Annotated in this window: 27 protein-coding genes; 15 read left to right on the top strand and 12 right to left on the bottom strand. The window is 48.2% G+C overall.

The window, feature by feature from the left end; genetic code table 11:
• Positions 1 to 142: 142 nt before the first annotated feature.
• From ABGY95_RS10785 to ABGY95_RS10775, 3 genes are all read left to right on the top strand, one after another.
• On the top strand, positions 143 to 1,642 hold the full coding sequence (locus tag ABGY95_RS10785) for a trypsin-like peptidase domain-containing protein (RefSeq protein ID WP_347441689.1): 1,500 nt from the start codon (positions 143 to 145) through the stop codon (positions 1,640 to 1,642).
• 17 nt (positions 1,643 to 1,659) lie between these two features.
• Positions 1,660 to 3,123: a PDZ domain-containing protein gene (locus ABGY95_RS10780; protein ID WP_347441688.1), complete on the top strand. Its 1,464-nt coding sequence runs from the start codon at positions 1,660 to 1,662 to the stop codon at positions 3,121 to 3,123.
• A gap of 68 nt (positions 3,124 to 3,191) precedes the next feature.
• On the top strand, positions 3,192 to 3,539 hold the full coding sequence (locus ABGY95_RS10775) for a DUF2288 family protein (protein WP_347441687.1): 348 nt from the start codon (positions 3,192 to 3,194) through the stop codon (positions 3,537 to 3,539).
• 100 nt (positions 3,540 to 3,639) lie between these two features.
• On the opposite strand, the gene ABGY95_RS10770 is transcribed toward ABGY95_RS10775, so the two are convergent.
• Together ABGY95_RS10770 and ABGY95_RS10765 are read right to left on the bottom strand one after the other, a co-directional pair.
• Positions 3,640 to 3,789, bottom strand: coding sequence for a hypothetical protein (locus ABGY95_RS10770; RefSeq protein ID WP_347441686.1), 150 nt, complete (start codon positions 3,787 to 3,789; stop codon positions 3,640 to 3,642).
• Positions 3,790 to 4,124: 335 nt separating this feature from the next.
• Positions 4,125 to 4,301 carry a hypothetical protein gene (locus ABGY95_RS10765; RefSeq protein WP_347441685.1) on the bottom strand — a complete coding sequence of 59 codons (177 nt, stop codon included), beginning with the start codon at positions 4,299 to 4,301 and terminating at the stop codon, positions 4,125 to 4,127.
• A 781-nt stretch (positions 4,302 to 5,082) separates the two neighbouring features.
• Between ABGY95_RS10765 and ABGY95_RS10760 the strand changes: the two genes are divergently transcribed.
• Entirely contained in the window at positions 5,083 to 7,275 is a 2,193-nt protein-coding gene (locus tag ABGY95_RS10760) for an NADP-dependent isocitrate dehydrogenase (protein ID WP_347441684.1), read from the top strand.
• Between the two features lie 437 nt (positions 7,276 to 7,712).
• Here the strand turns inward: ABGY95_RS10760 and ABGY95_RS10755 are convergent, their stop codons facing one another.
• Complete coding sequence (locus ABGY95_RS10755) at positions 7,713 to 7,940, bottom strand: hypothetical protein (protein WP_347441683.1); 228 nt, start codon at positions 7,938 to 7,940, stop codon at positions 7,713 to 7,715.
• Positions 7,941 to 8,298: 358 nt separating this feature from the next.
• Here ABGY95_RS10755 and ABGY95_RS10750 point away from each other — a divergent pair, with 358 nt between their 5' ends.
• The gene (locus ABGY95_RS10750) at positions 8,299 to 9,228 is read left to right on the top strand and encodes a hypothetical protein (RefSeq protein ID WP_347441682.1); all 930 of its coding nucleotides are present in this window, start codon (positions 8,299 to 8,301) and stop codon (positions 9,226 to 9,228) included.
• Between the two features lie 7 nt (positions 9,229 to 9,235).
• Complete coding sequence (locus ABGY95_RS10745; RefSeq protein WP_347441681.1) at positions 9,236 to 10,501, top strand: hypothetical protein; 1,266 nt, start codon at positions 9,236 to 9,238, stop codon at positions 10,499 to 10,501.
• 100 nt (positions 10,502 to 10,601) lie between these two features.
• Here the strand turns inward: ABGY95_RS10745 and ABGY95_RS10740 are convergent, their stop codons facing one another.
• Positions 10,602 to 11,147 carry a hypothetical protein gene (locus tag ABGY95_RS10740; RefSeq protein ID WP_347441680.1) on the bottom strand — a complete coding sequence of 182 codons (546 nt, stop codon included), beginning with the start codon at positions 11,145 to 11,147 and terminating at the stop codon, positions 10,602 to 10,604.
• Between the two features lie 214 nt (positions 11,148 to 11,361).
• On the opposite strand from ABGY95_RS10740, the gene ABGY95_RS10735 reads away from it, so the two are divergent.
• The gene (locus ABGY95_RS10735; RefSeq protein ID WP_347441679.1) at positions 11,362 to 12,207 is read left to right on the top strand and encodes a transglutaminase-like domain-containing protein; all 846 of its coding nucleotides are present in this window, start codon (positions 11,362 to 11,364) and stop codon (positions 12,205 to 12,207) included.
• On the top strand, positions 12,204 to 13,076 hold the full coding sequence (locus tag ABGY95_RS10730) for an alpha/beta fold hydrolase (protein WP_347441678.1): 873 nt from the start codon (positions 12,204 to 12,206) through the stop codon (positions 13,074 to 13,076). Before ABGY95_RS10735 ends, ABGY95_RS10730 begins: the two co-directional genes overlap by 4 nt.
• Here the strand turns inward: ABGY95_RS10730 and ABGY95_RS10725 are convergent.
• The 8 genes from ABGY95_RS10725 to ABGY95_RS10690 all read right to left on the bottom strand — a co-directional run bounded on the left by ABGY95_RS10725 (position 13,050) and on the right by ABGY95_RS10690 (position 19,196).
• Positions 13,050 to 14,249: a rhomboid family intramembrane serine protease gene (locus tag ABGY95_RS10725; protein WP_347441677.1), complete on the bottom strand. Its 1,200-nt coding sequence runs from the start codon at positions 14,247 to 14,249 to the stop codon at positions 13,050 to 13,052. The two genes, ABGY95_RS10730 and ABGY95_RS10725, sit on opposite strands and share 27 nt — an antisense overlap.
• Positions 14,250 to 14,269: 20 nt before the next feature.
• Entirely contained in the window at positions 14,270 to 14,755 is a 486-nt protein-coding gene (secG, locus tag ABGY95_RS10720) for a preprotein translocase subunit SecG (RefSeq protein ID WP_347441676.1), read from the bottom strand.
• A 71-nt stretch (positions 14,756 to 14,826) separates the two neighbouring features.
• Positions 14,827 to 15,174 carry an aspartate 1-decarboxylase gene (locus tag ABGY95_RS10715; RefSeq protein WP_347441675.1) on the bottom strand — a complete coding sequence of 116 codons (348 nt, stop codon included), beginning with the start codon at positions 15,172 to 15,174 and terminating at the stop codon, positions 14,827 to 14,829.
• Between the two features lie 80 nt (positions 15,175 to 15,254).
• Positions 15,255 to 16,118 carry a 4-hydroxythreonine-4-phosphate dehydrogenase PdxA gene (pdxA, locus tag ABGY95_RS10710; protein WP_347441674.1) on the bottom strand — a complete coding sequence of 288 codons (864 nt, stop codon included), beginning with the start codon at positions 16,116 to 16,118 and terminating at the stop codon, positions 15,255 to 15,257.
• A 59-nt stretch (positions 16,119 to 16,177) separates the two neighbouring features.
• Positions 16,178 to 16,423 (bottom strand): hypothetical protein, encoded by a 246-nt coding sequence (locus ABGY95_RS10705; protein WP_347441673.1) that lies wholly within the window; start codon positions 16,421 to 16,423, stop codon positions 16,178 to 16,180.
• 158 nt (positions 16,424 to 16,581) lie between these two features.
• Positions 16,582 to 16,851, bottom strand: coding sequence for a 30S ribosomal protein S20 (rpsT, locus tag ABGY95_RS10700; protein ID WP_347441672.1), 270 nt, complete (start codon positions 16,849 to 16,851; stop codon positions 16,582 to 16,584).
• A 173-nt stretch (positions 16,852 to 17,024) separates the two neighbouring features.
• Positions 17,025 to 17,561, bottom strand: a complete 537-nt coding sequence (locus ABGY95_RS10695) for a L,D-transpeptidase (RefSeq protein ID WP_347441690.1) — start codon at positions 17,559 to 17,561, stop codon at positions 17,025 to 17,027.
• 105 nt (positions 17,562 to 17,666) lie between these two features.
• A complete protein-coding gene (locus ABGY95_RS10690; protein WP_347441671.1) occupies positions 17,667 to 19,196 on the bottom strand; it encodes a glycosyltransferase family 2 protein in 1,530 nt (509 codons plus the stop codon).
• Between the two features lie 178 nt (positions 19,197 to 19,374).
• Between ABGY95_RS10690 and ABGY95_RS10685 the strand changes: the two genes are divergently transcribed.
• The 7 genes from ABGY95_RS10685 to ABGY95_RS10655 all read left to right on the top strand — a co-directional run bounded on the left by ABGY95_RS10685 (position 19,375) and on the right by ABGY95_RS10655 (position 24,791).
• Entirely contained in the window at positions 19,375 to 20,214 is an 840-nt protein-coding gene (locus ABGY95_RS10685) for a hypothetical protein (RefSeq protein WP_347441670.1), read from the top strand.
• Positions 20,215 to 20,271: 57 nt separating this feature from the next.
• Entirely contained in the window at positions 20,272 to 21,096 is an 825-nt protein-coding gene (locus ABGY95_RS10680) for an NAD(P)-dependent oxidoreductase (protein ID WP_347441669.1), read from the top strand.
• 4 nt (positions 21,097 to 21,100) lie between these two features.
• Positions 21,101 to 21,916, top strand: coding sequence for a hypothetical protein (locus tag ABGY95_RS10675; RefSeq protein WP_347441668.1), 816 nt, complete (start codon positions 21,101 to 21,103; stop codon positions 21,914 to 21,916).
• 36 nt (positions 21,917 to 21,952) lie between these two features.
• Entirely contained in the window at positions 21,953 to 22,369 is a 417-nt protein-coding gene (locus tag ABGY95_RS10670; protein ID WP_347441667.1) for a SufE family protein, read from the top strand.
• Positions 22,370 to 22,378: 9 nt separating this feature from the next.
• Positions 22,379 to 23,233 (top strand): TatD family hydrolase, encoded by an 855-nt coding sequence (locus ABGY95_RS10665; protein WP_347441666.1) that lies wholly within the window; start codon positions 22,379 to 22,381, stop codon positions 23,231 to 23,233.
• A 44-nt stretch (positions 23,234 to 23,277) separates the two neighbouring features.
• Positions 23,278 to 23,721, top strand: a complete 444-nt coding sequence (locus ABGY95_RS10660; RefSeq protein ID WP_347441665.1) for a LysM peptidoglycan-binding domain-containing protein — start codon at positions 23,278 to 23,280, stop codon at positions 23,719 to 23,721.
• A 122-nt stretch (positions 23,722 to 23,843) separates the two neighbouring features.
• A complete protein-coding gene (locus ABGY95_RS10655) occupies positions 23,844 to 24,791 on the top strand; it encodes a hypothetical protein (RefSeq protein ID WP_347441664.1) in 948 nt (315 codons plus the stop codon).
• Positions 24,792 to 26,044 lie beyond the last annotated feature (1,253 nt).

The raw sequence follows: 26,044 nt of genomic DNA, 5'->3' as shown, positions 1-26,044 counted from the left end.
GCAAGAGCTTTTCATCCAAGGAATGCCCATAGAGTACCTGCTCAGCGAAATCACGTAGTTCCATTCACTGCCTTATCCACACTTAGAGGAAAATTCAAATCCCTCTTTTCAAAATCAATTTCCTATCTAGTTTATTTTACAAATGAAACTCTTATTCACCTGCGCCACAGCCCTCGTTGGATACTTGTGCACTCAAGATACCGCCACCGCTGCACCAAACAAAGCACAACACACAGTGACGGCAAGCGCCTCAAAAGCCGACATTTATAAATCCATCGTCCGCATCGAAGTCGCCTCACAAGTACCAGACTATAAGACACCGTGGAATGCAGGGCGTTTTTCCGGTGGTACTGGCACAGGGTTTCTCATTGGTGAAAATCAATTCCTCACCAATGCCCACGTGGTTTCCAACGCCCGCAGGGTACTCATCACAATGCATGGGTCCTCACGCAAACACCAAGCTAGAGTGGTACATGTAGCGCACGACTGTGACCTAGCACTCCTAGAGCTGATCGACTTCAGCCCCTTTGATGACCTAGCTTATTTAGAGATCGGGTCGATTCCGAAGCTCGAATCCGAAGTGCGCGTTATTGGTTACCCGATGGGTGGAGAGCGTATTTCAGTCACCCGTGGAGTTGTCTCGCGTATTGATTTCCGACCGTACGCGCATTCGCGTGCAGATTCACACCTAGTGGTTCAGATCGATGCCGCGATAAACCCCGGAAACTCAGGTGGTCCAGTCCTCCAATCTGGCAAAGTGGCAGGTGTTGCATTTCAGGGACTCACCCAAGCCGACAACACCGGCTACATGATTCCGACCCCTGTCGTTAAGCGCTTTCTCAAGGACATCGAAGATGGCAGCTATGATTCCTACGCTGACCTTGGTGTTTACGACTTCGCCCTCTTCAATCCGGCTATGCGTAAGATCTATAACCTTCAACCCAACGACCCAGGTGTCCTGGTTTCCAGTGTCACCACAGGAAGTTCGTCCAGTGGCACGCTGAAAGAAGGGGATATTCTCACAGCCATCGATGGCTACTCCGTAGATTCCTCAGGCAATATCAGCATCGCTGGAGAGCGGGTCAACATGAACGAAATTATTGAACGCAAATTCGCTGGCGACAAGGTCAAACTCGACTTCACCCGGGACGGCAAAAAACTCAGCAAGGAAATTTCCCTCAAGACATTCCCGCCATCCAGCATGTACTCGGTGCATTATGGAAAAAAGCCGCGTTACCTCATTCAAGGTGGCCTCGTTTTTCAGCCACTCAATCGTAATCTTTATAGCGCGCACAAACTCAAAAACCCACGAGTTCGTCGGCTCTACAGTGATTACGTGAAGGAAGGTATCTATAAAGAACGCAAAGACATACTCATCCTCACGCGGGTACTTGACGACCCTATCAACTCTGCCCTCTCAGGCTATGTCGGTAGTGCTGTCAAATCTATTAATGGAGTGGACGTTACTGACATTCAACAAGCGCATGACTTGCTCAATCCAACTGATCCACCAGAGTTCATTGAAATAGTCCTCGAGGGCATACACCGCCCTCTCATTTTGCCAATCAAAGGGCTCGCTGAGGCCAACCAACGTATCAGTAAGAACTATGGCGTACACAAGGCGAACAACCTTTCGAACTAAACAATATTATCCTTTTTATGAAGTCCATTTTTACTCTCAGCATCGTTCTCGCCACCTCATTTGGATCTATGGCAAAAGACGTAGCTGACTCAGTCATTCGTGTAGCCTCCACCCTGCAAAGCTATAACCCATCCCAACCTTGGGACAAAACCTCACCACGCAAAAGACGCGCCCTCGCTGCTATCTTGCCAGACAGCCAGGTCCTCACTACTGCGGAAATGGTCACTAACGCGAATTTCATTCAGTTAGAGTCTGCCAATGGCGCACACCAGATGCCAGCAAAGGTGGTTGCAGTCGACTACGAGGCGAACCTTGCTCTGCTTACTCCCAGCTCTGATGAAGGAAAAAAAATTCTCTCTCAATTCAATAGCCTCAGTATCTCGGCCTCTGCCCACCTCGGAGACTCTGTCGACATCGTACAGATCGAAGACAATGGAATGACATTGATCACGGAAGGACGCATTCAAAGAGCTGACGTGGTTTCCAGTTTTGTCCCAGGGCATTTCTTCCTCAACTATGAAGTGAAAGCGTCCATGCAAAGTGCTGCGAACAGCTTCACTGTTCCGGTGATAAAAAATGACAAGCTACTTGGTCTACTTACTAGTTATTCATCCAAGGACCAATTAGTAGACATCATTTCACCTGAAATCATCTCAGCCTTCCTTAAGGACACCAAAGATGATTCCTACGAAGGGTTCCCAAGCCTCGGAATAGCCACCACTAGCACCACCGACACCCACTTCCGCGATTGGCTAAAACTCTCTAGCGACAAAGGTGGCCTTTACATTACACGTGTCCTCCCCAACTCTGCAGCAGACCTTGCTGGTGTCAAAAAAGGTGACGTCCTCACCTCCATCAGCGGGAAGCCCCTCGACCGCCGTGGCTACTACCAAGCGAACGGTTACGGCCCGCTTTTCTGGAGTCACCTTATCCGTGGTTCACAACCAATCGGGAGCAGTGTGAAACTTGGCCTACTGCGCGATGGCAAGCCACTTGAGGTATCAGCTACTCTCAAACGCTCGCCAGAAGGCATCATCCCATCACACACCTACGATAAAGCACCACGCTACCTAGTCAAAGGTGGAATCGTATTTCAAGAACTCACCAAGTCCTACCTCCGTGCCTTTGGTGACGACTGGACCATGCGCGCCCCGCTCAACCTCTTGGATGCACTCAACCACCCAGAAGATTATGAAAAAGGCCGCAAGCGCCTTGTGTTCATCAGCGCCGTCATTCCAACTCCTGCTACACTAGGCTATGAATCACTCAATAGCGTCATCATAGAAGAAGTCAACGGGCAAGCCATCGAAGACCTCCCCTCACTCATCGCCGCCTTTAAAGCTGTCCCAGAGAATGGTATCCATAGCCTCAAGCTAGACGGCCAACCTGAAACTATCTACCTCGATGCTAGCGCAGCAGACACAGTCGATCACAGCCTGCTCACCCGCGGTTTACCAAGCCTCTCCCGCGAATCTGAATAAGCGCCGAGTCCCTACACGGCAACCACCAACCATTGACTAATTCCCAATCACCATTTACCGCAAACAATATGAGCGATAAAAACCCAAAACAAATGGAGTACGGAGTACTTGGTGACGACGAAATGTCTCAAGAAGACAAAGTCGCCAAATACACTGGCGAGGTAGATTGGTCCTACCTCAAGCCACACTACAAAACCGGAGCAATGATCTACGTCGACCCATCGCTCAAGCTCACAGAAGTCGCTCAGGCTTTCATTGACGACGACAAAGAAAAAGTTGGTGCGTGGATGAAAAAGGCCGATTTAGTAAAGCCTGGGCCACAACATGCCGAATGGTGGGAGTACGACGATTCGCGCTTCACAGCCGTCGTTTGCACCCCCTTCGTCCTTGCCCAGCCACTCGAAAAAGCTGAATAGGCTGGGAGCGTCAAGTCTAACCACTTGGCTACTTCACCTACTCTGGCATCTCCAGTGACATGCGCACGCCCCCCCCAAGACGACGAGCATACTGAGGCCTTTATGCGTGAGTATTATCACTAGGTTTGTCCTCTCCGAACACTGCGACGATACTCATGTGCGGGAAGAAGAAGGCCACGAGCCAGTCCAGCTTCTGTGCTTCCGAAGCCGCATTTTGCGCGTCTTTTTTTTGAACTGCTACGTTTTTCAACAAAAAATCGAGGCTCGACTTTGCGCCTTGCAGCAAGAAATCAAGATTCTGTCCGGCATTTACAGCTTGGTGATTGAGCGATATAACGTCTTAATCATCGTGGAGATTTTCACCTAGTGCTCTGATAACTTTTGCTAGCTGGCGACCAACTGATTCACCTACCCGCTGACGAATAGTGGGTAACACGTTCACTTATTTTGGGATAATTGATTTACATATACTAACAATTTGTGGGACTAGAATAAGCTGTCGGTTGCTTTTTTTTACATCACTACTCATTACCATTTTTATTGCTCGATCCTTCTCCGCGGCAACTTACTATCTTCCCCCAAAAGCTATTTGGACGCACCAGCCTCTGGCTTCATGAAGATTCGCTGTACTTTATGCGTTATCACAGCATTACATTCGCGCATCAGATCAACTCCAAATAGGACAACATAGTTAAGACGTTGTTCGTATGAGTAAAGATCGGAACCTAGAAATTTACGCTTCTTGAAAGTAGCATTACCCATGTGACCGACTCTAAATCACAGTTTGCAGCTGGAGGATGACCCTCAAGACCATGACCTTGGTCTATCTGCCACTAACTACAAAGCCTAATTTCGTTCACCCTATGAATCTCTGCGTTTTCTTTTAAGGATCTATTCACGACTGCTGTGTCCTCAGTGCTGACCATTGCTAAGCCTTTTACTAGCTTTTGATACCTCCACATTGACTGAAGTATTGAGCTACTGTCCGAATCGGCATCTTAATATTAAAAAGGTGATGGATGAGTAGTTGAACTGCTTTGCAGGTCCACAAGGCAAAATAAATTTGAAGCTGATCCGATGTAGATCCGACCAAGCTACACTGAGCTCTCTTTTGTTGTGCCCTATCTAGCTTGCTCCGCCGCCGAGCGGGTACGCCCACACTCTTAGCAACCTAGCGTGGCTTCACCTTTTACCCAACTTCAAAGTTAGCTCTCTGCGATCTTCTAATTTTGCAGGGCTGAGCTTGCGTGCATTAATTCATACCATACAGATCCGATCAGCAGGTTTCATGCCGAGTGGTTAATGACATCGTTAATACTATGAGGCATAGCTATGACAGTTTTGGGTAAAATACTAAAGCCACCGAAATAGAGAACCCACAAAATCGGCATTTACATAGAATTTTCTTCGCTCTATACCAGCTAGAACAAGCCTTGGCGTATTATGAAATTTCTTCATCGTCAAATAAGAAATCAGCGAGAATTCCCCCTTGTCCATCTGAGTAGAATACTCTAAAGCACGCCACATCAATTTTATATAAAATATGTCTACCATCATTTACACAAAGACAGACGAGGCTCCAGCGCTCGCGACTTACTCACTGCTCCCAGTGATCGAAGCATTCTCAAAAACTGCAGGTGTTGCTGTAGAGACTCGCGACATTTCACTCGCTGGCCGTATCATAGCCAATTTCCCTGAGAACCTCACAGCTGACCAGAAGATCGGTGACGCTCTCGCTGAACTCGGTGAACTCGCTAAGACTCCAGAAGCTAACATCATCAAACTTCCTAACATTTCAGCTTCAGTACCACAGCTAAAGGCTGCTATTGCTGAGCTCCAGGCTGCCGGATACGACATTCCTAACTACGAAGATGCCGAAGACCGCTACTCAAAAATCAAAGGTTCAGCTGTGAACCCAGTACTCCGCGAAGGCAACTCCGACCGCCGTGCTCCTGGTGCCGTAAAAAACTACGCCAAGGTCAACCCACATCGCATGGGTGCTTGGTCAAAGGACTCCAAGTCACACGTCTCCACCATGGGCGCAAACGACTTCGCCTCCAACGAGCAATCCGTCACACTCGAAAAAGCAACAGAAGCCAAGATTGTATTCACCGCTGCTGACGGCACCGAAACTATTCTCAAGCCATCCATCCCACTCCTTGAAGGTGAAGTATTCGACTCCTCCTTCATGAGCAAGAAGGCACTCGTTTCCTTCCTTGAACAAGAAGTAGCCGACGCGAAAGCAAACGATGTGCTCTTTTCCCTTCACATGAAAGCCACCATGATGAAGGTCTCAGACCCAATCATCTTCGGCCACGGCGTAGAAGCATTCTACAAGCCAGTATTCACCAAGTACGCAGCCACCATCGCTGAGCTCGGTGTGAACACCAAAAACGGCTTCGGCGACCTCGTGGCGAAGCTCGGCTCACTCCCAGCAGCCAAGAAGGCTGAGATCGAAGCAGACATCGAAGCCTGCTACGCAGACGCTCCGGCAGTAGCCATGGTAGATTCCGACAAAGGCATCACCAATCTCCACGTCCCATCCGATATCATCATCGATGCTTCCATGCCGGCGATGATCCGTACTTCTGGCCAAATGTGGAATGCCGCTGGCGAACAACAAGACACCAAGGCTGTTATCCCGGATAGTTCCTACGCTGGCGTCTACGCTGCCACCATCGACTTCTGCCGCGAGCACGGCGCATTCGACCCCACTTCCATGGGCACCGTGCCAAACGTTGGCCTTATGGCGCAGAAGGCTGAAGAATACGGCTCACACGACAAGACATTTGAAATCCCAGCCGACGGTGTCGTCAAAGTACTAGACTCCGAGGGCAATGTGCTCACCGAACACGCTGTGGAAGAAGGCGACATCTGGCGCGCATGCCAGGCCAAGGACGCACCAATCAAAGACTGGGTAAAACTCGCTGTCACCCGCGCCCGTGCTACCAACACCCCAGCAGTGTTCTGGCTCGACGAATCTCGCGCACACGACGCCCAGCTCATCAAGAAGGTTGGCGAATACCTACTCGACCACGACACCGAAGGCCTCGAGCTCCACATCATGGCTCCGACAGAAGCGACTAAGTTCACCCTCGCTCGCACCAAGGCTGGCGAAGACACCATCTCTGTGACTGGCAACGTTCTTCGTGACTACCTCACTGACCTCTTCCCAATCCTCGAGCTTGGAACTTCAGCTAAGATGCTCTCTATCGTTCCTCTAATGAACGGCGGCGGACTCTTCGAAACGGGTGCTGGCGGCTCAGCTCCAAAGCACGTGCAACAGGTTGAAAAAGAGAACCACCTCCGCTGGGATTCCCTCGGTGAGTTCCTCGCCACCGCAGTTTCCTACGAGCACCTCGCCACAGCGAACAACAACCCGAAGGCTGCCGTACTCGGCAAGACCCTCGACCTCGCCACTGAGAAGTTCCTCTCAAACGATAAGTCACCATCGCGCAAGGTTGGCGAGCTTGACAACCGAGGTTCACACTTCTACCTCGCCACCTACTGGGCAGAAGCACTGGCCGCTCAGCCAGAAGACGCAGAGCTCCAAGCCGCCTTCGCACCAATCGCCAAGGAACTTGCAAATAACGAAGACACTATCGTTGGCGAACTCAACTCCGCACAAGGCCCAGCAGCAGACCTCGGCGGCTACTACCTCTTCGACGACGAAAAGGCAGCCGCCATCATGCGCCCTTCCGCCACATACAACGCGATCCTCGCGAAGCTCGGCTAAAGCGTAAAAGAGGTTTCCATGCTCTTCCTCCAAATGGCCGGCAGCAATTAGCCCGCAGAACAATCACCAAGCACCCTAGGTTTCAAAACCTAGGGTGCTTTTTGTCTGACAATTGAACGCCTAAAAATAGCATCGAGAAATAAGCTAGGGCTTCTTCGTTCTCGTGAACTCCGCCAACAAATCCCTAACCTCATCTGGCGCTGACTGTAGGACAAGGTGAGCTGCATTCACCGGCTTGTACTCGACATCCTGACGGGCAGCCGAAATCTCTCGGTAATGCTTTGGAGAAACAACGCGATCTTCTGTCGCTTGTATATGCAGCAATCGACAAGCCACCTGTCGCAGCTGCGGCACCACATCCACATTGGATAATGCTCAGAAACGAGCCGGAAGCACCCTGGGATTCCATCCTAGCATAGCAGACTAACCTTGATTGCTCATCGCCTATCACCACCAGTTAGTAAAAATTGAATCAGCAACAATGGCGGCTTGATCCGCGCCACCAACACCAAAGCCTGCACATCCAAACGCGTAGCCAACAACACAGCTAGTGGTCCGCTAAAAGATTCGGCAAGCAAAACAAGGTGCTCACCATCAAGCTTCACCTTTGCCGCAATGTCATCGGCCAATACTTCGTAATCCAAAACAACATCAGGTAAGGACACTGGTATCAATTCAGCCCAAGCGGGACAGGCTTCTCGCGGTGAAGAAAATAATGAATCATAACCATGAAAGCCTGACAGCGCTATGAACCGAAGCCTTTCCATCGAACACCCCCACTTACACCCCACCACACAACCTACCAAGACCAATCACTCCTCGGTTCAGAGATAATCCTCTAACCTTTCCAAAGTAGCCAGTAACACGTGGCGAGCAGCCAGCAGAAAATCAGCCAGCACCCTAGGTTTCAAAACCTAGGGTGCTTCATTCCCCCCAAAAACACACTAACCAAAAAAATGAACTTTCAGTAATAACTGAAAAATGAATATTGGCTTCTGTAACTTCTAATACACAATCGCCCGTATGCCATCACCATACGAGTCACATAACGCCCCAGCTCCGAATGCTCAAGAATGGGAGGCAAAGAAAGTCGAGCGCAATCCCAAGGGCTGGATATGGACATGTTTGATATTGGCTGGGGTCTCGATTCTTTACCGGGTTTTACTGCTCGAAACCCAGGAACAAACAGCGCTTATGTTCATCGGTCTCCCTACTATTTTAGCAATTGCGCTAGCGATGACTCCCACGGCGAAATCGACAACTGGACGTATCTGCAAGGGAATGACGATGGCATTTCTGATGTTTGGAATTTTGGCGATCGAAGGCTTTATCTGCATCCTTATGGCTGCACCGTTGTTTTATCTCATTGGGGCGATTATTGGAAAAGTAATCGACAGCAAGAGAAGCAAGAACGTGTATTGCTCTGTAGTCGTAGTCCTCGGAATCATGTCAATCGAAGGCGTAAATGAATCACTGAGTTTTGAGCGGGCTGAAACGATCACGATCCAGCGCGATCTAGAAATGAGCAGCGATCAAGTACGTCAGCATCTCACTCAGGGGCCAGCCTTCGACCTCGAACAACTACCAGGCTTCCTCCAGCTCGGGTTTCCATGTCCGCAGAATATTAAAGGGAATGGTATAGAGCTCGGAAACACTTGGACCATTCATTTTGCCGGCGGCGAAGGGAAACCAGGCGACCTCGTGGTTCAAGTCACCGAATCTACCGCTGAGCGCATCACCTTGAGCTGCGTCAGTGACCAGAGCCATATTGCGCATTGGTTGAGCTGGAAAGACATCACTTGGAATCTCGATCCAACAGCAAACGATCGTACCATAGTGACCATGACCATCAACTACAATCGTGATCTCGACCCTGCTTGGTACTTCAAGCCAATTGAACGCTATGGCGTGAGAAAAGCTGGTGAATACTTCTGCGATCAGCTCTTCCAATAATCACTCCATGTTCAGCGACCTTCAGCAATGGGCAGTTCTTTATGTGCCAGTCTGCGTGGCTCTTCTTCTACCTCTTATCTGGAAGGTCTACCCAAGGCTATGGGTGGCCATTATCCTACAAACCTTTTGGCAATTCGCCTCCCTCCCCTGGCTCAATTACTTGGCAGTCCAGCTAGGGTTTTGGAAATTTTCACCTACCAGTATTCACATTCTTGGCCTTCCGCTTCACTATTATTTCGCTTGGGTGGTATGGTGGGGAATTGTCGCCACCATCACCCTAGGCAAACTCCCCTTGGTTTTCTCGCGCTGGTGGATTCTAGCAGCCGCATTTCTGATTGATCTAGCTATCATGCCACTGCTGCAGCCTCAGTTGAGTCTGGGCCCGTATTGGATCCTCGGTGAAACCCTACTCATCATCGGATGTCTGCTCCCGGGGCTATGGCTCGCCCATTGGACATTGTCGTGGAGCAAAGTTTGCTGGCGATCCTTTCTCGTATCGATCACCTTTGGCATACTCGTCTTCACCATCTTCCCATTCATAGCCGGACATGAGGTCAAGCATATCACAGCAAGCCTCACGAAATGGTCTCTCTGGCAACACTACCTCTTCCTTGGTGGAATGTGCTTGGCCAGTGTGCCAGCAGTCGCTGGTGTGGTCATATTCGCAAAGCTCGGTCATGGCACTCCCATTCCATTCGACCCTCCCAGAAATCTAGTCACATCAGGAGTGTACAGCTACATCCGCAACCCGATCCAATGGAGCATCATTGCTTGCCTTATCCTCTGGGGCTTCTACCTCCAACTACCACTCTACTGGGGCATAGCATTTATCTCGCTATGCTATTGCATGGGCATCGCCAAGTGGTCAGAAAGTAAAGACTTAGAGGATCGATACACACAACAATGGCTTGACTATAAGAATGCCAATCCAAACTGGAAGTTCAACTTGCTCCCAAACTTAGATCAACATGCTGAGCTTTATGTCGCTCTGGATTGTGGCTCGTGCTCCCCAATTGCGACATGGATCCAAAGCAAGAACTGCTCAAAACTAAGCATCATCGATGCGAACAACTGGGATGAAACTCCCCTCAAACGGATCACTTACGTCTACCCGTGTGGCACAACCGCACAAGGAGTAGAAGCAATTGCCGCCGCGCTACAACACCTCCACATAGGGTGGGCATATATAGGTTGGTTGATCTCATACCCAGGGATTCAGCAACTCATGCAATGGAGCATGGATTCAGCAGGATCCAGCACCAGAGATGCTTAAAAGAATCTCCATTTCCCCAGAAAAATGGATGCAGTGGAGCTTTGCTACTGCGATCAATAGCTCTCATCAAAATCACCTCGTCTAGAGTGAAATCTGGATACTAGAAGAAGAAATAATGACTACCACAAACGATCACAAACAAAGCTGAAAGCGCTATGGTACAAACTGTACTAATTAACATCATCAACCAAAACAAGGGATTGAAGAGATCTAACAGCGCATAGAGATTAGAAGCCACATCAATCAGATCTCTAGAGTCCCACAGCAAACCTCCAAGCAAGAACATCCTCCTCGTTGTGGCTACCGGCCCAATACCCTTTATCTCTCTAGCATTCCTCCTTTTAGCGAAGCGTTGCTTAAGAATGGCGAATACCTCTTTAGATTCTAACAACGTTTCAGGCAAGCGACTGAGACCGTCGAGAGCAAACCAATAGAACACTAACCCAGTCATTGGCAAAAGCGTCAACCACAAAGGGACTAACGACCAACACCAGCCCAAAGTCGTCGACCAGTGGAGATAGATCACGGCCATCAGAGTCGTCACGGCGCTGCCCCAAATCAACACGAGCAGAGGCTTCACACTCATACGTGCACCTACTCCGATCCTACTAATCAGCTTCACCAAACTATTATCAGCCTGCGACATATGGGTACGCTAGCGCCCAAGCATTGAGATGCAATCACTTTGCTATTACTGCCTTCAAGCCAGCGAACCAGACCTTTAACTCTAAGCACTTAGCTAGTTCTCCCTTCCCAAAAAAACTAGAAGCGACAAGTCGTTCACCATGAGCGCTCAAAACAAATGTAGGCCGAGAGACGTTGACCTAGCTCCGATCTAGCAGTAAAATGCTTAAGATAATATGTTGAACGAAGATCAATTGCCTCACATGCTCAAATTATTGGACGACGACGAGCCAGCAATTCAAGAAGCACTGCGTGAAGAGTTCTCTGACACCTCTGGTGACCTGAGTAATGAACTCGCGGCTCTAGCTATTGATCTCAAACCAGCTGATCAACGTCGACTTTCACTCTTACTACTCCCTAGCAGGCGCGAAACTCTCATTCAGGAATGGCGTATCCCGCAAGGTGGCGCTGATGCTCTGGATGAAGACTGGGAGAGCTTCGAAAACTTGCTTCACCTCATTTCAGACTACCTGCATGATGGCGTCACCCTTAGGCCATCTTTACCCGATATGCTAGATATGATTGCTGAAGATGCCACCGTTGGGCTACATCACACCACAGAAAACAATCTGCGTACGTGGATGTTTGAGTCAGGTAGATTTGCAGGCAATAAAGATAATTACTACACCCCAACCAACAGCGATCTCAGCTGGTGCGCGGAGACTGGACTAGGTAACCCAATCAGCCTAGCTCTCATTTACATGCTCGTGGCCAGACGTCTCGGGTTGGATGTCACTGGTTGTAATTACCCTGGCCATTTTTTAGCTCGCATTCAGCTAGAAGGTAAACCAATGTTAGTGGATTGCTTTCACAAAGGTCGCTTAATCCCGGTAGAAGAAATTCTCAGTGAAAATAAAAATATCTCCATTTACGCCAAACAAGCCATCCTCACACAAGCTCCCTTAGGGCACATTCTGTTGCGTATTTTACGTAACTTAGAACACAGTTTTAGTAAGCTCAAATACACAGAAGATGCTAAAATATTCAAAATGATTTTCGAAAGCATGCAACCCAAGCCGTGAGAGCCGAGTACACAAATATTACGATTGATGGGAACCTACTCCACCGCATGACCCTCCTTCCAGATGAAGGAATCGAGTGCACCGCGGCATGTATTTTCTCCCATGGTCAAGGCGACTACGGCGAGCGCTATCTCGATGTTCTACACCCCTTCACGGATCGAGGCATAAAATGCATTGTCACTGATCACCAAGGTCACGGCCGAAGCACAGGCAAACGGGGTCACATCGACTCGACTCACTTTATTGATAAAGTCATAGCCAACAATCTTGAAGCCGCAGGACACCTCCCCACGGGTATTGCAGGCCACTCTATGGGGGGGCTACTCACCCTACGCCACCTTGCTCTGAGCCTTCAAGGTAAACTGCCCACCCCTGATTTTTGCTGGGTCAACGCTCCACTACTCTACCCCGGCTATGGCCGACCAGACTGGTTCATTCGTTTAGCCAACATGTTAGCCACAGTCGCACCGAGCACAACAATTCACACAGGCGTCAAACCAGAAATGTGCCTCCTAGAAGACCCATCAGCTGGACGTCTCCCAAAAGACCCGCTCTCACTAGGTCACAGGCGCGTTTCGATAGGTTGGGGCAGCGAACTGATACGCATTGCCGAGTTCACTCAATCAACTCTCCACAAGAGCTCTTTCAACCGACCCTTTCTCTTTACCCAAGGAGGAGCTGACTCAGTCTGTCCAGAGGACAAAGCTCACGATTTTTTTTCAAGACTTGGTTGGCCTTCCAAGCAATACCAATGCTTTCCTAGTATGCTACACGAAACATTTGCCGAACCAAAACGCAATGAGCTTTTTGAGCTAATTGGCCGATGGATTGATGAGCACACCTTAGCGCAGCAAAAGGCGCACACATAGCGCGGCAGAAACCACTAGTACAGTTAAGCCACAAGCTCCGACTATCCGATCCTTTTTCAAAATATCAGGCCGACTCAATGAAGCACTCGGCGGGAAAACTATCAACGCATATACCACTCCCGCTATCAAACCTCCTGCGTGTGCAGCATTGTCGATAAAGCTAAAGCCAAGCACGCCCATCACCGCAACCATGACCAAACCCGCGACTAATCGCTTACGAGCTGATTTAGGAACAAGCGCACGATGCAAGGTCTCGAAGGCCAACAAAAAACCCAATAACCCCAGAACCCCTCCAGAAGCTCCAACACTCGGAATATCTGGCATAAAGTACACGGTCGCCATGCCCCCAGCAAATGACGAAATCACGAACACAAGAACCATATGTGGCCAACGAGCCAACACTTCTGCCCGTCTCCCCAAATAGCGCAAAGACGCAAAATTTATCAACGCATGGACTAGATTGCCGTGGACTAGAGGAGCCGTGAGGTAGCGCCACCATGGGTCACCACCAGCCGTCGTCGATTTCACCAACCCGACTTTCGCCACAGCCTCCTGAGCCCAATTGATTCCACCACTAGCAAACCACTGTGCGGCACAGGTTATTACCATTATAGTCAGTAATACAAAAGTAACTGGGGTAAGATTTAAGTTTAACCAACTATCAAAACGGGCATTGGCAATCTCTTTGTCCCAATACAGTTTATCTCTTTTACCAGCCTTTCGTAGTTCCTGCCACCCTTCATATAGAGGTAGCAGACCAAAAATAAGCATCATTATTGCCGTGACTGCAACGGTTGGAGCATTCAAGATAGCTCGCCAGTCTCCGTGGTTATTTTGATAGGCAGCATAGCCTGCCCAGAGAATGGCCGCCCCCATCACCAACGACAGACGACACCCATCATTAATATCATTTCTCGCCCAGACCGAGCCGCGCTTTATTAAGACCTTGCGTAGACCAACGAGCTCTTCAGGCGCAATCATATAGTCAGATGGAGGTGACCAAACGAGGTCGACACCTAACTTTGAGTGTTCAACCATTTGGCAAAGCTCCTCCAAGGATTCGGCGGAGTGACGCTTCCCCTTGGTATCCTGGAAACCAAAAACACCAACTACTGGCTTAGCGGGAAATGCTTCCGGCCTCGCCCATAGTGGTGCTTGTTCTTGCTGAGACACTAGCTGCGTCTTTAATGTAACTATTCTGCTGGAGTAGTCTCAGCTGGCACAACTGGATTTTCTGAAGTCGTTTTTGCTTCATCGGCAGCTGAAGCAGCCTCTTCAGTGGCAGGTCGCTCAGCAGATTTAGGAGTTACCTCCTCCAAAACCTTTTTCACTTCCTCAGCTGTCTCAGCATCGTCAGTTTGCTCAGTAGTTTTTGGTGGATGCTCTCTCTCAATGTTCTGGGCAGAGTTCTGGGCAGCTACGAGAACTTGCAGTGAAAGTGCTAGTACGAAGAAAAGAGTACCTAGCCAGACTGTTCCTTTTTGCAGAACATCTGTGGTGCGTGCACCAAACGCCTGATCAGTCATACCTCCACCAAAAGCAGCTCCGAGACCTTCTTGCTTCGGGCGCTGCATCAACACAACCAAGCATAATAGCAGGGCAACTGCCACAAGGATAACAAGAAGAATATTGGTCGCGATTGGCATGAAGCCACTCGCTGCTAAAATCATTGAATTCATGGGGCGCAACATGATCAGCTATTGGCCCATTGTAAAGCCATGATTTGCTGAGAATTTGAAGGGGCGGACTCCTACTTTCCTAGACGGATAATTTCGTTCTGCTCGTTGCAAACCACTTTCTTAGGTGTGACGACCTCTTCTGAAAGGCCAAATGCCATTATCGTGATGCGCTCACCCTTGCCAATCACGTGTGCTGCACCACCATTTAGAATAATCCTACCAGATCCGGAGGGCCCCGCCTGGGCATAAGTTTCAAGGCGACCGCCTTCAGAGGCTGAAGTCACTAAAACCTTTTCACCCTCAATAAGATCCACAGCCTGCATAAGGTCGAGTGGAATCTCAATACTGCCTTCATAATCCACTACACCGTCGGTGCACATTGCACGGTGGATTTTTGATTTCAAAAAAGTGCGTAACATGGTTTGCACCAATCACCACTTTAGAGCTAATGTCAAATCTTTCTGACTAACCAATAAACAGCTAGTCAACTATAGCCAGATTAGAGCACCAAGTCGCAGGCCAACCTGATTGCGTGTTCCATTGAGCGTGAACTAGCAATGCCTTTTCCGGCGATAGCAAATGCTGTGCCATGATCAGGACTAGTCCGCGGCCGTTTAAGACCAAGCGTCATATTCACGCCAGTGTCAAAATCTACTAACTTCAAAGGAATCAAGCCCTGATCATGATACATGCATAGAACTGCGTCGTATTCACCTTTTACCGCATGACCAAACACAGTGTCCGCGGAGTGTGGCCCACTGAACTCGGCGTTTAGAAAATCTTGATTCAACTGAAAGACTGCAGGTGCCACAATTTCAGTATCTTCGTGACCAAATGCTCCATTCTCTCCAGCGTGTGGATTTAGTCCACAAACAGCTACCCTGGGTGAATCGATTCCTTTTTGCAGGCAAAACTGAGCAAGCAATTTCCCCACGCGAACGATCTCAGCCGTACTCAGTAACAATGGAACCTGTGACAGCGGCACATGAATTGTCACCAAGGCTACCGTCAGATTTGCTCCCGTGAGACACATCGCATGACTATTACAATCTAGCCGTTCTGCAAAAAATTCTGTTTGCCCTGGAAAATCAAAGCCCAGCTCATGCAGACCCTCTTTCGCCACTGGCCCAGTAACGATGGCATCAATTGCACCGACTTTAAGTTTTTGGGCCCCTTCTTCGAGAGCATCAAGAGCGGCTCTAGCAGTCTCTGGTGTTGGTTTCCCGAGTTCAACCCCTTCAAGTCTTTGACCGAGAACCTTAAATTGAACCCCATCAGGTTTATCGATGCTAGCTAATGCGGCTTCGATTATTTCTGGGCCGACTCCAGCTTGGTCCCCCAGAGTTATTCCAATGGTCTTCATGTATCGACCGATAATTTATGCCGTAAGTACTTTCTATTCCACATACACTTTTTCAAGCTTTAGGCCAAATCCTCAACCGTGACCGAAGTCTGCTTTCTTGCACCCAGGTAAATGGCCTGATCGACCACGCGGCTCGGCTCAGAATCGAATCGGTAGCCGTGACAGTTCGGACAGGTAACAGCTGCCGATCCAACAATAGAATCACAGCCCTCACAAACCTTATAAGAAGTAGGATTCGATGCGATTTCTTGCGCCTTTTTGAGCCGTTCGTTGCTAACTGATTCTTTCATATCGTTATTGGGCACAGATGTGTCCTATATCTCCATAATCCCCTATAGAGAATAAATCTCAAGCCATGTTAGGCCTGAGCAAAAAAAACGAAGGTCTTCAGTCTGAAGCACCTCCGTTCAATAAATAGCTTTTTAGCCTGCAAATCGTGCTACTTGCCTAAGCAAGTGAGCAATTAAGCAGCTTGAGCAGCCTTGATTGCCTTAGCTGTCTTGCTCTTAAGGTTTGCAGCCTTGTTCTTGTGGAAAATGCTCTTCTTAGCGCATTTGTCTACTGCTGAAGAAAATTGTACAAACGCCTTTGTTGCTGCTTCCTTGTTACCTTCGGTAGCTGCTGCAATGGAGTTCTTACGGAGAGTTTTGACGCGGCTCTTGAGAGACGTGTTGATTGCGTTACGCTTGGCGTTCTGACGAACGCGCTTGAGTGCTTGCTTTGTGTTAGCCATGATTCTTTTGGTATAAAATTGTTTTGATTTCGGCTTTGCAGGCCGGGGCGCAGAAGTTATTCATCCGTCACGTCTTGTCAAGCATTTGATTTTCATCAGGGTCTTTTTTTATTCGAATTGCTTACGGGGTTTTGTCGAGATGAAGTCTCTGCCATTGAAGGTGCAACAAACCTCTATGCTTTGTCTCCAGAGTCCACGGAACTTTGCTTTCGCGCAGCTTTCTCCATACGCACGTATTCACGACCTTTGAATGTAGCATTGAGAGGCCCCCGTATGACCTTCACTTCTGCGTTCACTCCAATACGTGAATAGAGATCTACAACATCCCTTGAATTCATGCGGATACAGCCGTAGCTGGCAGCGTGCCCAATCCTACTCTCCTCAGGAGTTCCATGAATATAGATATAACGCTTAAAAGCATTCTTATTGCGTCGTTCGGTCCCCTTTAGCCAGAGTATTCGCGTCACAATTGGGTCGCGTCCCGGAGCGTTCGGCGGAATCACTTCACCAGTTGGACGGCGAGCCTTAAAAACAGCTCCCTCAGGTTGCTTGTGACCAATTTTCTTAGCTACCTGCATTCTGCCCAGTGGCGTACGCATACTTCTAGGCGTATCGCCTAAGCCAAATTTCGACGTCGAAACCTTATAGGATTTCACTGGCTTACCAAATTGAGTCAACAACATGGTCTGGTCCTCAACACTCACCAGCATACTGCTCTGGTTAACATCATAAGTACTCGAGCAACTACTAAGGAGTAGAGCGGCACCCGAACAAACTAGTGCTAATATGCGGAGTGAAGTCGTCATTTACTGAGATTACTTACCCTCGTCTACGATTGCCCCTTCTTCATTCTTACGGCTGATTGGCATCATACGGTAAAGTGATGGAACTGAAGTGTAAAAGAAGCCTATCGGAAATGGGCAAAGCAATACAGCGGTCACATACTTACCATCGACGAAATTAGAAATAACCACCACAGCAAAGAAAATAGCAAAAGCCACCTCAATGATGGGCATCATCGACTTCATTGTCTTGTAGCGGCTAGATTTCACCTGATTAGACGATTCAGCTTTTTCCTCGCCAATACCGTACTTTGGTGTGCGAACAAAACCACTCCGATGGTTGCACAAGGCTTCGATCACAGCCTTAGCGTTGTTCACAGACATTCCAATCCCGAGTGCCAACAAGAAAGGAAGGTAAAAGATTTCTTTATACCAAGTTTTCGGGTGGAGGGCTTTTTGAGCAACTAAGTAGAACATCGCTACAGAAACTGAACCAAAGAAGAAAATTGGAACATTCAAGAAATGCTCAAGCCATGGATAAGTTTGTAATACTTCCAACTGCGGTGTATTCCCCTGTTTAGGATAGAGCAAGAAGCAAAGTACGATGAGTAGGAGGTAGGCAAAATTCGAAGTAAGATGCGCCGTAGCCTCTAATTTGCATTTTAGCGGATAGCCGCTTTTCCAAATATCCGCGAGACACTTTTTACAGCACTGAATTGACCCCTTGGTCCAGCGGTGCTGTTGACTCTTGAAACCATCCATATCCACAGGAAGTTCAGCAGGAGTCTCCACATCTTTAAGGAAGACGAAACGCCAACCTTTCAACTGAGCTCGATAACTAAGATCCATATCTTCAGTCAGAGTGTCGTGCTCCCAGCCGCCGGCGTCTGCTATACAGCTTTTACGCCACATCCCACCAGTGCCATTGAATGTGAAAAATCGACCAGACCGATTACGCGCGGTTTGTTCGAGTTCTAGATGCCCATCGAGGAACATAGCTTGTATCCGAGTCAGCATATTGTACTCGCGGTTGAGGTGTCCCCACCGGGTCTGAATCATTCCAACTTTTGGGTCAGTAAAGTGATCCACAGTCTTTAATAGAACATCAGGACTTGGTGCAAAGTCGGCATCGAGAATAAATAACAGTTCTCCCTTTGCTGTCTTCGTTCCATTCTCTAATGCTCCAGCTTTAAAACCTGTACGGTCAGTACGGTGAATGTACTCTGCGTCAAACCCCAATGCGTGCAGACGAGTAATTTGCGCCTTGCATATCTCGGTTGTTTCGTCAGTAGAATCGTCTAAGATCTGAACCTGAAACTTATCTTTCGGGTACTCGATCAGTGACACATGATCAATTAGGCGTTCAATCACGTGTAGCTCGTTAAAACAAGGGAGTTGCATCGTAATCACTGGCAATTCATCCTCAGTGTACTTCTTTAAGGGAACTGGAATATCCTTCGCATGCTTGAAGTATAGGTAGAGCGTGGTCAGCCTGTGAAAGCCATAGCCAGCCAAGCCAAATAGCACTAAAAAGTACAAGGTGTAAGTAATCCAGTTAATCATAACAGTTTGAGGGTTTAGTGGATGTGTCGGATTAGGAATACGACAAATTCTGTGCATGCAGTGCACTAATCCTTCCCCCTTGTCAATTCATACTTCCACCCATAGATAGAGGTAGATCTTAGTTTTTTCTGGACACTTTGGTTTGCCAATTCCGCTAGTATTATGCTTATTTAAATTTATGAAATCATCCACCCCTTGGATTCTCGCACTTTCGTCCCTTTTGCTCATTCCCCTCTCATCTCTAGCTCAGGACGGGAACGACAAGGATGCTATTATCCCTGCTGACCTTATTGAAGACCCTCATGTCCGTGAAGAACTAGGAGTGAATGAATTCACAGCTCCATCGATCCGATTGATTTTCGATGACCTTTCCCAGCTAGCTCCCCTCCCCGTCGAGGAAACAAAACACGTTATACCGAAGCGCATGCCGCTCGATCGCTCCGATCTTTCTTTAGAAATTGGCTTTCTTATTGCTGAAGGTTTCCTAGTGGTGCAGAACAAGATGTTAAACGATATTGAAGGCATAGCCAAAGAGCTCTCACGCTACGGCAAAGCTCTGGGCGCGGGCGAACGTGTCAACCGCCATGCAGCCTCGCTCCTAGAGCACGCAAAGAACAACAGACCTGAAAAACTCAAGGAGGAACTTTCTGCTACTCAAAAAGACGTGGAGATCGAACTCGTACAGCTTCGCGACGCTGATCTAGCTCACCTCATTTCGCTCGGCGGCTGGGCCCGTGCCCTTGAGTGCGCAGCTCTCGCTGTTGATGAAGATTTCACAGAAGAACGCGCCAATCAACTGTTCCGTGAAGACGTTGCTGACTACTACGAAGTAATTCTCGGTTCACTTGACCCACGCGTATCCCAGCGCAAGCACATGATTTCAATCCGCCAAATCTGCGAACAGCTCAAATTCACCATGACGCTGGCTGCGGACGAGGAACCAACAGAAGCGAAAGTCAAATCGATTCGCGAGCAAAGTGCTAAGCTTGCTCAACTCGCGCTATCTCGCGGAAAGTGATACAAATCTACCAGAATTCACTCTTGCAAGTCCACCTTCCTATACTGATTTAGGGACATGAACATTTCTGTATTTGGTCTGGGGATCATTGGTTCACACTGCGCCGATAACCTCACTGCCGGCAACCACCAAATTACCACTTGGAACCGCACACCTAAAAAGCGTGACGACTCGGTCACCTCGGCCTCTGAGGCCGCTAGAAAATCTGAGATTTTGTGTTTCTATCTCAAGGATGGAATTGCATGCCGCGAAACCTTTGAGGCACTTCGCCCAGCCCTCACAAGTAATCACACACTGATCAACCACTCTACCGTTGATCTCGACACCACCAAGTGGCTTGCAGAACAATGTTCAGCACTTGGCACTGCATTTCTCGACTGCCCATTCACCGGTTCCAAAGTTGCAGCTTTGAATTGTGAGTTGGTTTACTACGCTGGCGGCAGCGAAGTCCTCATCGAAGAACTCCGTCCAATCCTAAACGTCACCTCAAAGGAAATTATTCGGCTCGGTGACATAGGAGCCGCAACCATCGTTAAGGTCGCTACCAACCTTATTTCAGCATCCACAGTGCAAGCACTCTCGGAAGGCATGGCTATCGCCAAAGCCCATGGAGTATCCCCAGACACATTCATCCCCGCAGTTCTCTCGAATGCTTGTGGGTCTCGACTTGCCTCAATGAAACTCCCGGCTATGGCTAACGGTGATTTCGACACACACTTCTCGCTCGATAACATGCGCAAAGACTCAGCCCTCGCTATAAAACTCGCAGAACAAGCAGGTCTTAGCACACCCGGTATTGAAGCCACATCGACAACCATAACATCACTCTGCGAGAGCGGCTATGCAGCCCTTGACTACTCAGTTCTCTACAAACAATTTTAAGCAAATGAATCCCTACCTACTACCAGCGGATTCGACCGCGTTGCTAGCCCGTGCCATTTTTAAACTCACTGGAGCTGATGCCGAACGCTACCTCAACGGCCAATGCTCTCAAGACGTTCGCTTAGTGACTGAGAAAATCGCGCTCTACGCAGCCGTCACTAATTTCAAAGGTAAACTAGATGGTGATTGCTACATCCGCCGCCACAATGGCGACATCCTCATCGATTGCCCTATCGAACTTCGCGAAGCGCTCTTCACACGACTCGATCGCTACATTATCGCTGACGATGCTGAGCTATCCGATGTCACTGACACCTACGAGATCCTCCACACCATAGAGCCCACCACAGCACCAGAAAACTGCTGGACTTCTAATCGCTTCGGACAAGCTGGGGTCGACCAACTTTTAACTACAGGTTCAGCCCCTAGCTCCAATCTCGATCCCACAGAAATCGAAAAATCACGCATTTCTCACAGAATCCCACTTTGGGGGGCAGAGCTCGACAACGACACGCTCCCACCAGAAGCCTCACTCGAAGCCCGAGCGATTTCCTACACGAAAGGATGCTACACCGGCCAAGAAGTGATCTCACGCATTCGCTCAGCAGGAAAGACCAACCGTCATCTCGTTCTTTTAGAAACCAACGGCTCCACGCCTGTTGGATCAGCTTTACTCTGTGAAGGGGCTACAGAGGACAAGCCAGCTGGAGTCATCACCAGTACTTGTGAAATAAATGGCCAGCAAATCGCTCTTGCTTATCGTAAAAGAAAATTCCAAGACATCCCTAAGTTCAATAACGCAAGTGTGGTAACTCAATAACCATCACTTCACTCAAAAAATCACAAAACACTCATTATGAGCATCGCAGATAAACAACAACAGCTCCTCGACGAACTCGACTTATTTCAAGACTGGACCGAACGCTATGAGTACGTCATTGGCCTAGGCAAAAAGCTCCCGGCTATGGAGCAAGCTCTACTTACTGAGGACCGGCTCATCAAGGGCTGCCAATCACAAGTGTGGTTAGAAGCGTCGAAAGAAGGTGACCAAATCCGCTTTATTGCCGACTCCGATTCCCTCATTACCAAAGGTATGGTAGCTATTTTCGTCCGCATATTAGACAACGAATCAGCGGATGATATTCTCACTGCTGACATGAGCTTCATCGATAAAACTGGCTTAAAAGAGCATCTCGCTCCCACGCGTGCAAACGCTCTCAACCTCATGGCTAATCAGATGAAGAGACACGCGTTACTCCTCTCTCCTAGCTAATAAAACGCTATGAGCTCAGATTCCCTGTCCCCAATCCCGATCACGGATTCACATTGCCATCTCGCTTCGCATAAATTTTCTCACAGCGAACTTGAGCAAATCATTCTCAATGCTAAGGGTGCCGGAATCCACCGGATGGTCACCTTAGCTACCTCGCTGGACGACGCCCCCAGCAACATTGCAATCTGCGAAACTTTCCCTCAGGTGTTTTGCGCCATCGGTATTCACCCATGCGATGTGCACGCATCGCCAGATGACTATTTAAACCAACTCAGAGAGTTCGCACGCCACCCAAAATGCGTTGCCATCGGTGAAACAGGTCTCGACTATTTTCACCCCGCTCCAGAAGGTTGGACTAAAGAAAATTACCACAAACGCCAGCGCGACTTCCTCCGTCAGCACTTTAAGTTAGCCAAAGAACTCGGAAAGAATGTCGTGATACATACACGAGACAAATCGGGCTACCAATCACTTCATGACTCGCTCGATATTTACCAAGAATTCTCGAGCGAAGTTCGCGCAGTATTCCACTGCTTCCTTGGGCCGTGGGAAAATGCTCACCGCATCATCGAACTCGGCGGCTACATCTCTTTCACAGGAATCGCCACCTTCAAGTCGGCTAAAGACTGTATCGCCGCGGCCAGTCAAGCCCCAGCTGGAAGAATGATGGTCGAAACTGATTCACCGTACCTAGCGCCCACTCCCTACAGAGGAAAACGCAATGAACCAGCATTTACCCAATTCATCGCACAGAAAATTGCGGATGCTCGAGGCGAGACACTCCAAAGTTTTTCAGAACATACCGAAAAGAGCGTGAATACCTTTTTTAACTTTTCTTCTAACATTGAGAAAGATTTGTGTTAGTCTGACGCTTATATTTAGAACATCTAAATGCTAGAATAAAAGCAATGAAATTTATAACTCTTTCAATTATCTCAATCGCCTCCACAGCACTCGTAGCTTGTAACAACCAAGCAGGCAACCCGTACGGAGCTCCCGCCGCAAACTATTCAGCTTCTAATTCTACCTCAAATCCTTACGCTATACCACAAGCAAACGGTGAAACCGGGAGTAACGCACCATACCAAGCATTACCTGGAGTAGGCAGCACACTTCCTCCTGCACAAAATCCAGCTCAAGGAAATAATTCATACGTGCCTCCTATTGTAGCAGCACACGACTTTGCTGCTCCTACCGCAGGATCTACTATTCCACACACAATTGTCAAAGGCGACAGCCTCTGGAAATTAGCACGCGATTACGACACCACAGTCGAGGCAATTCAATCAGCTAATGCCATCTCAGGGAATCATATTCAACTCGGACAAACCATACAGATTCCTAATAACTAGTTATCTAAGCTCGAAAATTTGCATTGAGGTGGCACGTTATATATATGTGTCACCTTTCTGTGTTCTAGGCTACAAGCCTTAGTGCCCTCAACGCCTTCACAACAAGTATAAATCTCATCTCAATGATTTTTCGTCAGCTATCACTCCAGTCATTATTTACCATTTTTTTACTCAGCATCACAGTTTCCAGTCACACTTTAGATGCCGAAACCTCGCCTCAAAAAAAACTAATAGAAGACTTATTCACCTCCCAAACGAGCGAAGAATTTAACAACGCAGTGGCTCTAGCCATTCAGGCTAAAGTCCCGCAGCAAACACTGCTCGAAGCGCGCTTTATTCACCACGTTGATAACGCTAACTACCAGGATCTAGCTGAACTCTCTAGAGAACTATTAGCGCTCAAAGACTCATTCGACTCACAGCTTTCACAAATATTCACGCTAGAAGAGGATTGGAAAGCCATCGTCAAATACACATTGGCACTCGACAACCTGGAACAAGGAAACGCCAAAGCCTTCGAGAGCAATATTAAAGAAGCTTTCTGGCTCAGTCCACGACAGGCCTCAGCCTTCGCCCCTCATATCGAACAGCACAAACTCGAGCTCGCTATGAGGTCCGTCACAATTGATTTCAAACTCACACAATCTAACCTGTTAGTAACTCGAGCCGAGAAAATCATAGATCCAACTAAGGATATAAATATCCTGTTTTTTTGGTCCCCATGGAGCCGAGAATTCACAGAAACGATTGCTGATTTCTCAGCACTTTGTGACGTTGCGAAAGAAAGTAATATCCTCATTCGAACAATTATAGCCGAACAAGCAAATGAGGTAAACCAAGACGCGATTCGCTTCATCAAAGAATCTAAACTCGAGGACTCAGCTCTGTGGCTAAAAGAAGATAGCACACTTAAATTATCAACCACTCTGCGCATACAATCAGTTCCTACGGTTCTCCTCATCGATAAGCACGGGAAAATTCAATTTAATGGACACCCAGCAGCCCCAAGATTTTGGACAACATTAAAGAAATACGTACCCGCATCAAAAAGACCCAACACCACTTTATGAATTAGGCATCGCTATAGGTGGCGAGCGAAAAGCTCTAACATAATAATGAAATTGAAAGGTGTTCGGTGCCTTTCCCACCCTTTAGCTAGATGAGACCCAAACTGGCTATGAAGCCCGGGGAAAGAAGAATGAGCCATAGTTCTATCTCTGAAATCGTAAAAACTAACCGTAATAAAGTCGCTGAATGGTATAATCTGTGGCTCTCAGGTGGCTCTAAAGACCACAGAGTAAAACCCAAAGGCTCAGGGTACACATTGGCTCTGGCGTAGAATATGAGGTTTGGTTGCTGCTTGATCATCTGCACGCTTGACCAACTACAGTTCGGTTTTGCGATATGGACGCGAGATGCAGTTAGGCTGTTATCTCATCTATGCTAGATCAACCGGTCGATACGTAAAAAGCTGGTCACGATTTCAAGCAATGGGGTTCACGCCTCAGAAGTGAGCGAAACGCTCCTATCAACGTTGCTCAAAGCGTGTCAAAGAATGGCTCAACGAAGAGTAAGCCAAAATAGAGAGGAAAACGCCTGCAGAAGGTGCAGAAATAGAGTAAGAGGATTGCTTGACGAGTGTAACCATCACAGCTCGTAAACAGCGAGAGGCTTTGTTGATGATCCGCCTTATAGACCAGAACTCTGGCGATCGATCCCTTCACAATAATACCTAACTTCAGCTAATGTTAAATGAACTATCGCCTTTGATCGCAGATCTGATGACCGCGATGATAACTCCAAAGGCACTGAAACTCTCGGTTGTGCGTGGATGAAAGAAACTGACTGGGCTAGATCAGCAAGTTGCAATAAGTGTAGTGGCTAGTCGTTGGGGTGTCAGCGTTTAGACATAAACGTCATGCCGACCGACTCCCCTTTTCAATATCATAATGCTTTCTGCATCAAAAGTTGCGCTTAAATAACGCGCTTGGCTATTCAGACTGCGCCTCGCTAGCTACTGTGCTCTTAATTTCTGCACTAAATGTACGTCTTCTTTTCACTCACTACTGCACCTTTTTATGCCTTAGTAATCTATCCAATTTTCCAGACTCAGAATTTGATAAGGAGGTTACCTCACACAGCCGAATCAGTAAAATGCTAAGCACTTCATAACATTTTTCATGTTAAAAAATCCGCTCACACTCCCATTGACTGAAGATACCATTGCCAAAGCTCCTGCCCCCAAAATACCCAAATAAGAGCACCAGCGATGATGCTTGGCCCAAACGGCATCACCTTGCCAAAACCTAGTCTGTTAAATCCA

Source organism: Rubritalea sp., from assembly GCF_039830215.1.
Classification (GTDB): domain Bacteria; phylum Verrucomicrobiota; class Verrucomicrobiia; order Verrucomicrobiales; family Akkermansiaceae; genus Rubritalea.
This window is presented reverse-complemented; position numbering and strand designations above follow the sequence as displayed.

Excerpts from the sequence above, each read along its gene's own strand:
- ABGY95_RS10785 (WP_347441689.1), top strand. The coding sequence starts at position 143 with ATGAAACTCTTATTCACCTGCGCCACAGCCCTCGTTGGATACTTGTGC.
- ABGY95_RS10780 (WP_347441688.1), top strand. The coding sequence starts at position 1,660 with ATGAAGTCCATTTTTACTCTCAGCATCGTTCTCGCCACCTCATTTGGA.
- ABGY95_RS10775 (WP_347441687.1), top strand. The coding sequence starts at position 3,192 with ATGAGCGATAAAAACCCAAAACAAATGGAGTACGGAGTACTTGGTGAC.
- ABGY95_RS10765 (WP_347441685.1), bottom strand. The coding sequence starts at position 4,301 with ATGGGTAATGCTACTTTCAAGAAGCGTAAATTTCTAGGTTCCGATCTT.
- ABGY95_RS10760 (WP_347441684.1), top strand. The coding sequence starts at position 5,083 with ATGTCTACCATCATTTACACAAAGACAGACGAGGCTCCAGCGCTCGCG.
- ABGY95_RS10750 (WP_347441682.1), top strand. The coding sequence starts at position 8,299 with ATGCCATCACCATACGAGTCACATAACGCCCCAGCTCCGAATGCTCAA.
- ABGY95_RS10745 (WP_347441681.1), top strand. The coding sequence starts at position 9,236 with ATGTTCAGCGACCTTCAGCAATGGGCAGTTCTTTATGTGCCAGTCTGC.
- ABGY95_RS10740 (WP_347441680.1), bottom strand. The coding sequence starts at position 11,147 with ATGTCGCAGGCTGATAATAGTTTGGTGAAGCTGATTAGTAGGATCGGA.
- ABGY95_RS10735 (WP_347441679.1), top strand. The coding sequence starts at position 11,362 with ATGTTGAACGAAGATCAATTGCCTCACATGCTCAAATTATTGGACGAC.
- secG (WP_347441676.1), bottom strand. The coding sequence starts at position 14,755 with ATGAATTCAATGATTTTAGCAGCGAGTGGCTTCATGCCAATCGCGACC.
- ABGY95_RS10715 (WP_347441675.1), bottom strand. The coding sequence starts at position 15,174 with ATGTTACGCACTTTTTTGAAATCAAAAATCCACCGTGCAATGTGCACC.
- pdxA (WP_347441674.1), bottom strand. The coding sequence starts at position 16,118 with ATGAAGACCATTGGAATAACTCTGGGGGACCAAGCTGGAGTCGGCCCA.
- rpsT (WP_347441672.1), bottom strand. The coding sequence starts at position 16,851 with ATGGCTAACACAAAGCAAGCACTCAAGCGCGTTCGTCAGAACGCCAAG.
- ABGY95_RS10695 (WP_347441690.1), bottom strand. The coding sequence starts at position 17,561 with ATGCTGGTGAGTGTTGAGGACCAGACCATGTTGTTGACTCAATTTGGT.
- ABGY95_RS10690 (WP_347441671.1), bottom strand. The coding sequence starts at position 19,196 with ATGATTAACTGGATTACTTACACCTTGTACTTTTTAGTGCTATTTGGC.
- ABGY95_RS10685 (WP_347441670.1), top strand. The coding sequence starts at position 19,375 with ATGAAATCATCCACCCCTTGGATTCTCGCACTTTCGTCCCTTTTGCTC.
- ABGY95_RS10680 (WP_347441669.1), top strand. The coding sequence starts at position 20,272 with ATGAACATTTCTGTATTTGGTCTGGGGATCATTGGTTCACACTGCGCC.
- ABGY95_RS10675 (WP_347441668.1), top strand. The coding sequence starts at position 21,101 with ATGAATCCCTACCTACTACCAGCGGATTCGACCGCGTTGCTAGCCCGT.
- ABGY95_RS10670 (WP_347441667.1), top strand. The coding sequence starts at position 21,953 with ATGAGCATCGCAGATAAACAACAACAGCTCCTCGACGAACTCGACTTA.
- ABGY95_RS10665 (WP_347441666.1), top strand. The coding sequence starts at position 22,379 with ATGAGCTCAGATTCCCTGTCCCCAATCCCGATCACGGATTCACATTGC.
- ABGY95_RS10660 (WP_347441665.1), top strand. The coding sequence starts at position 23,278 with ATGAAATTTATAACTCTTTCAATTATCTCAATCGCCTCCACAGCACTC.
- ABGY95_RS10655 (WP_347441664.1), top strand. The coding sequence starts at position 23,844 with ATGATTTTTCGTCAGCTATCACTCCAGTCATTATTTACCATTTTTTTA.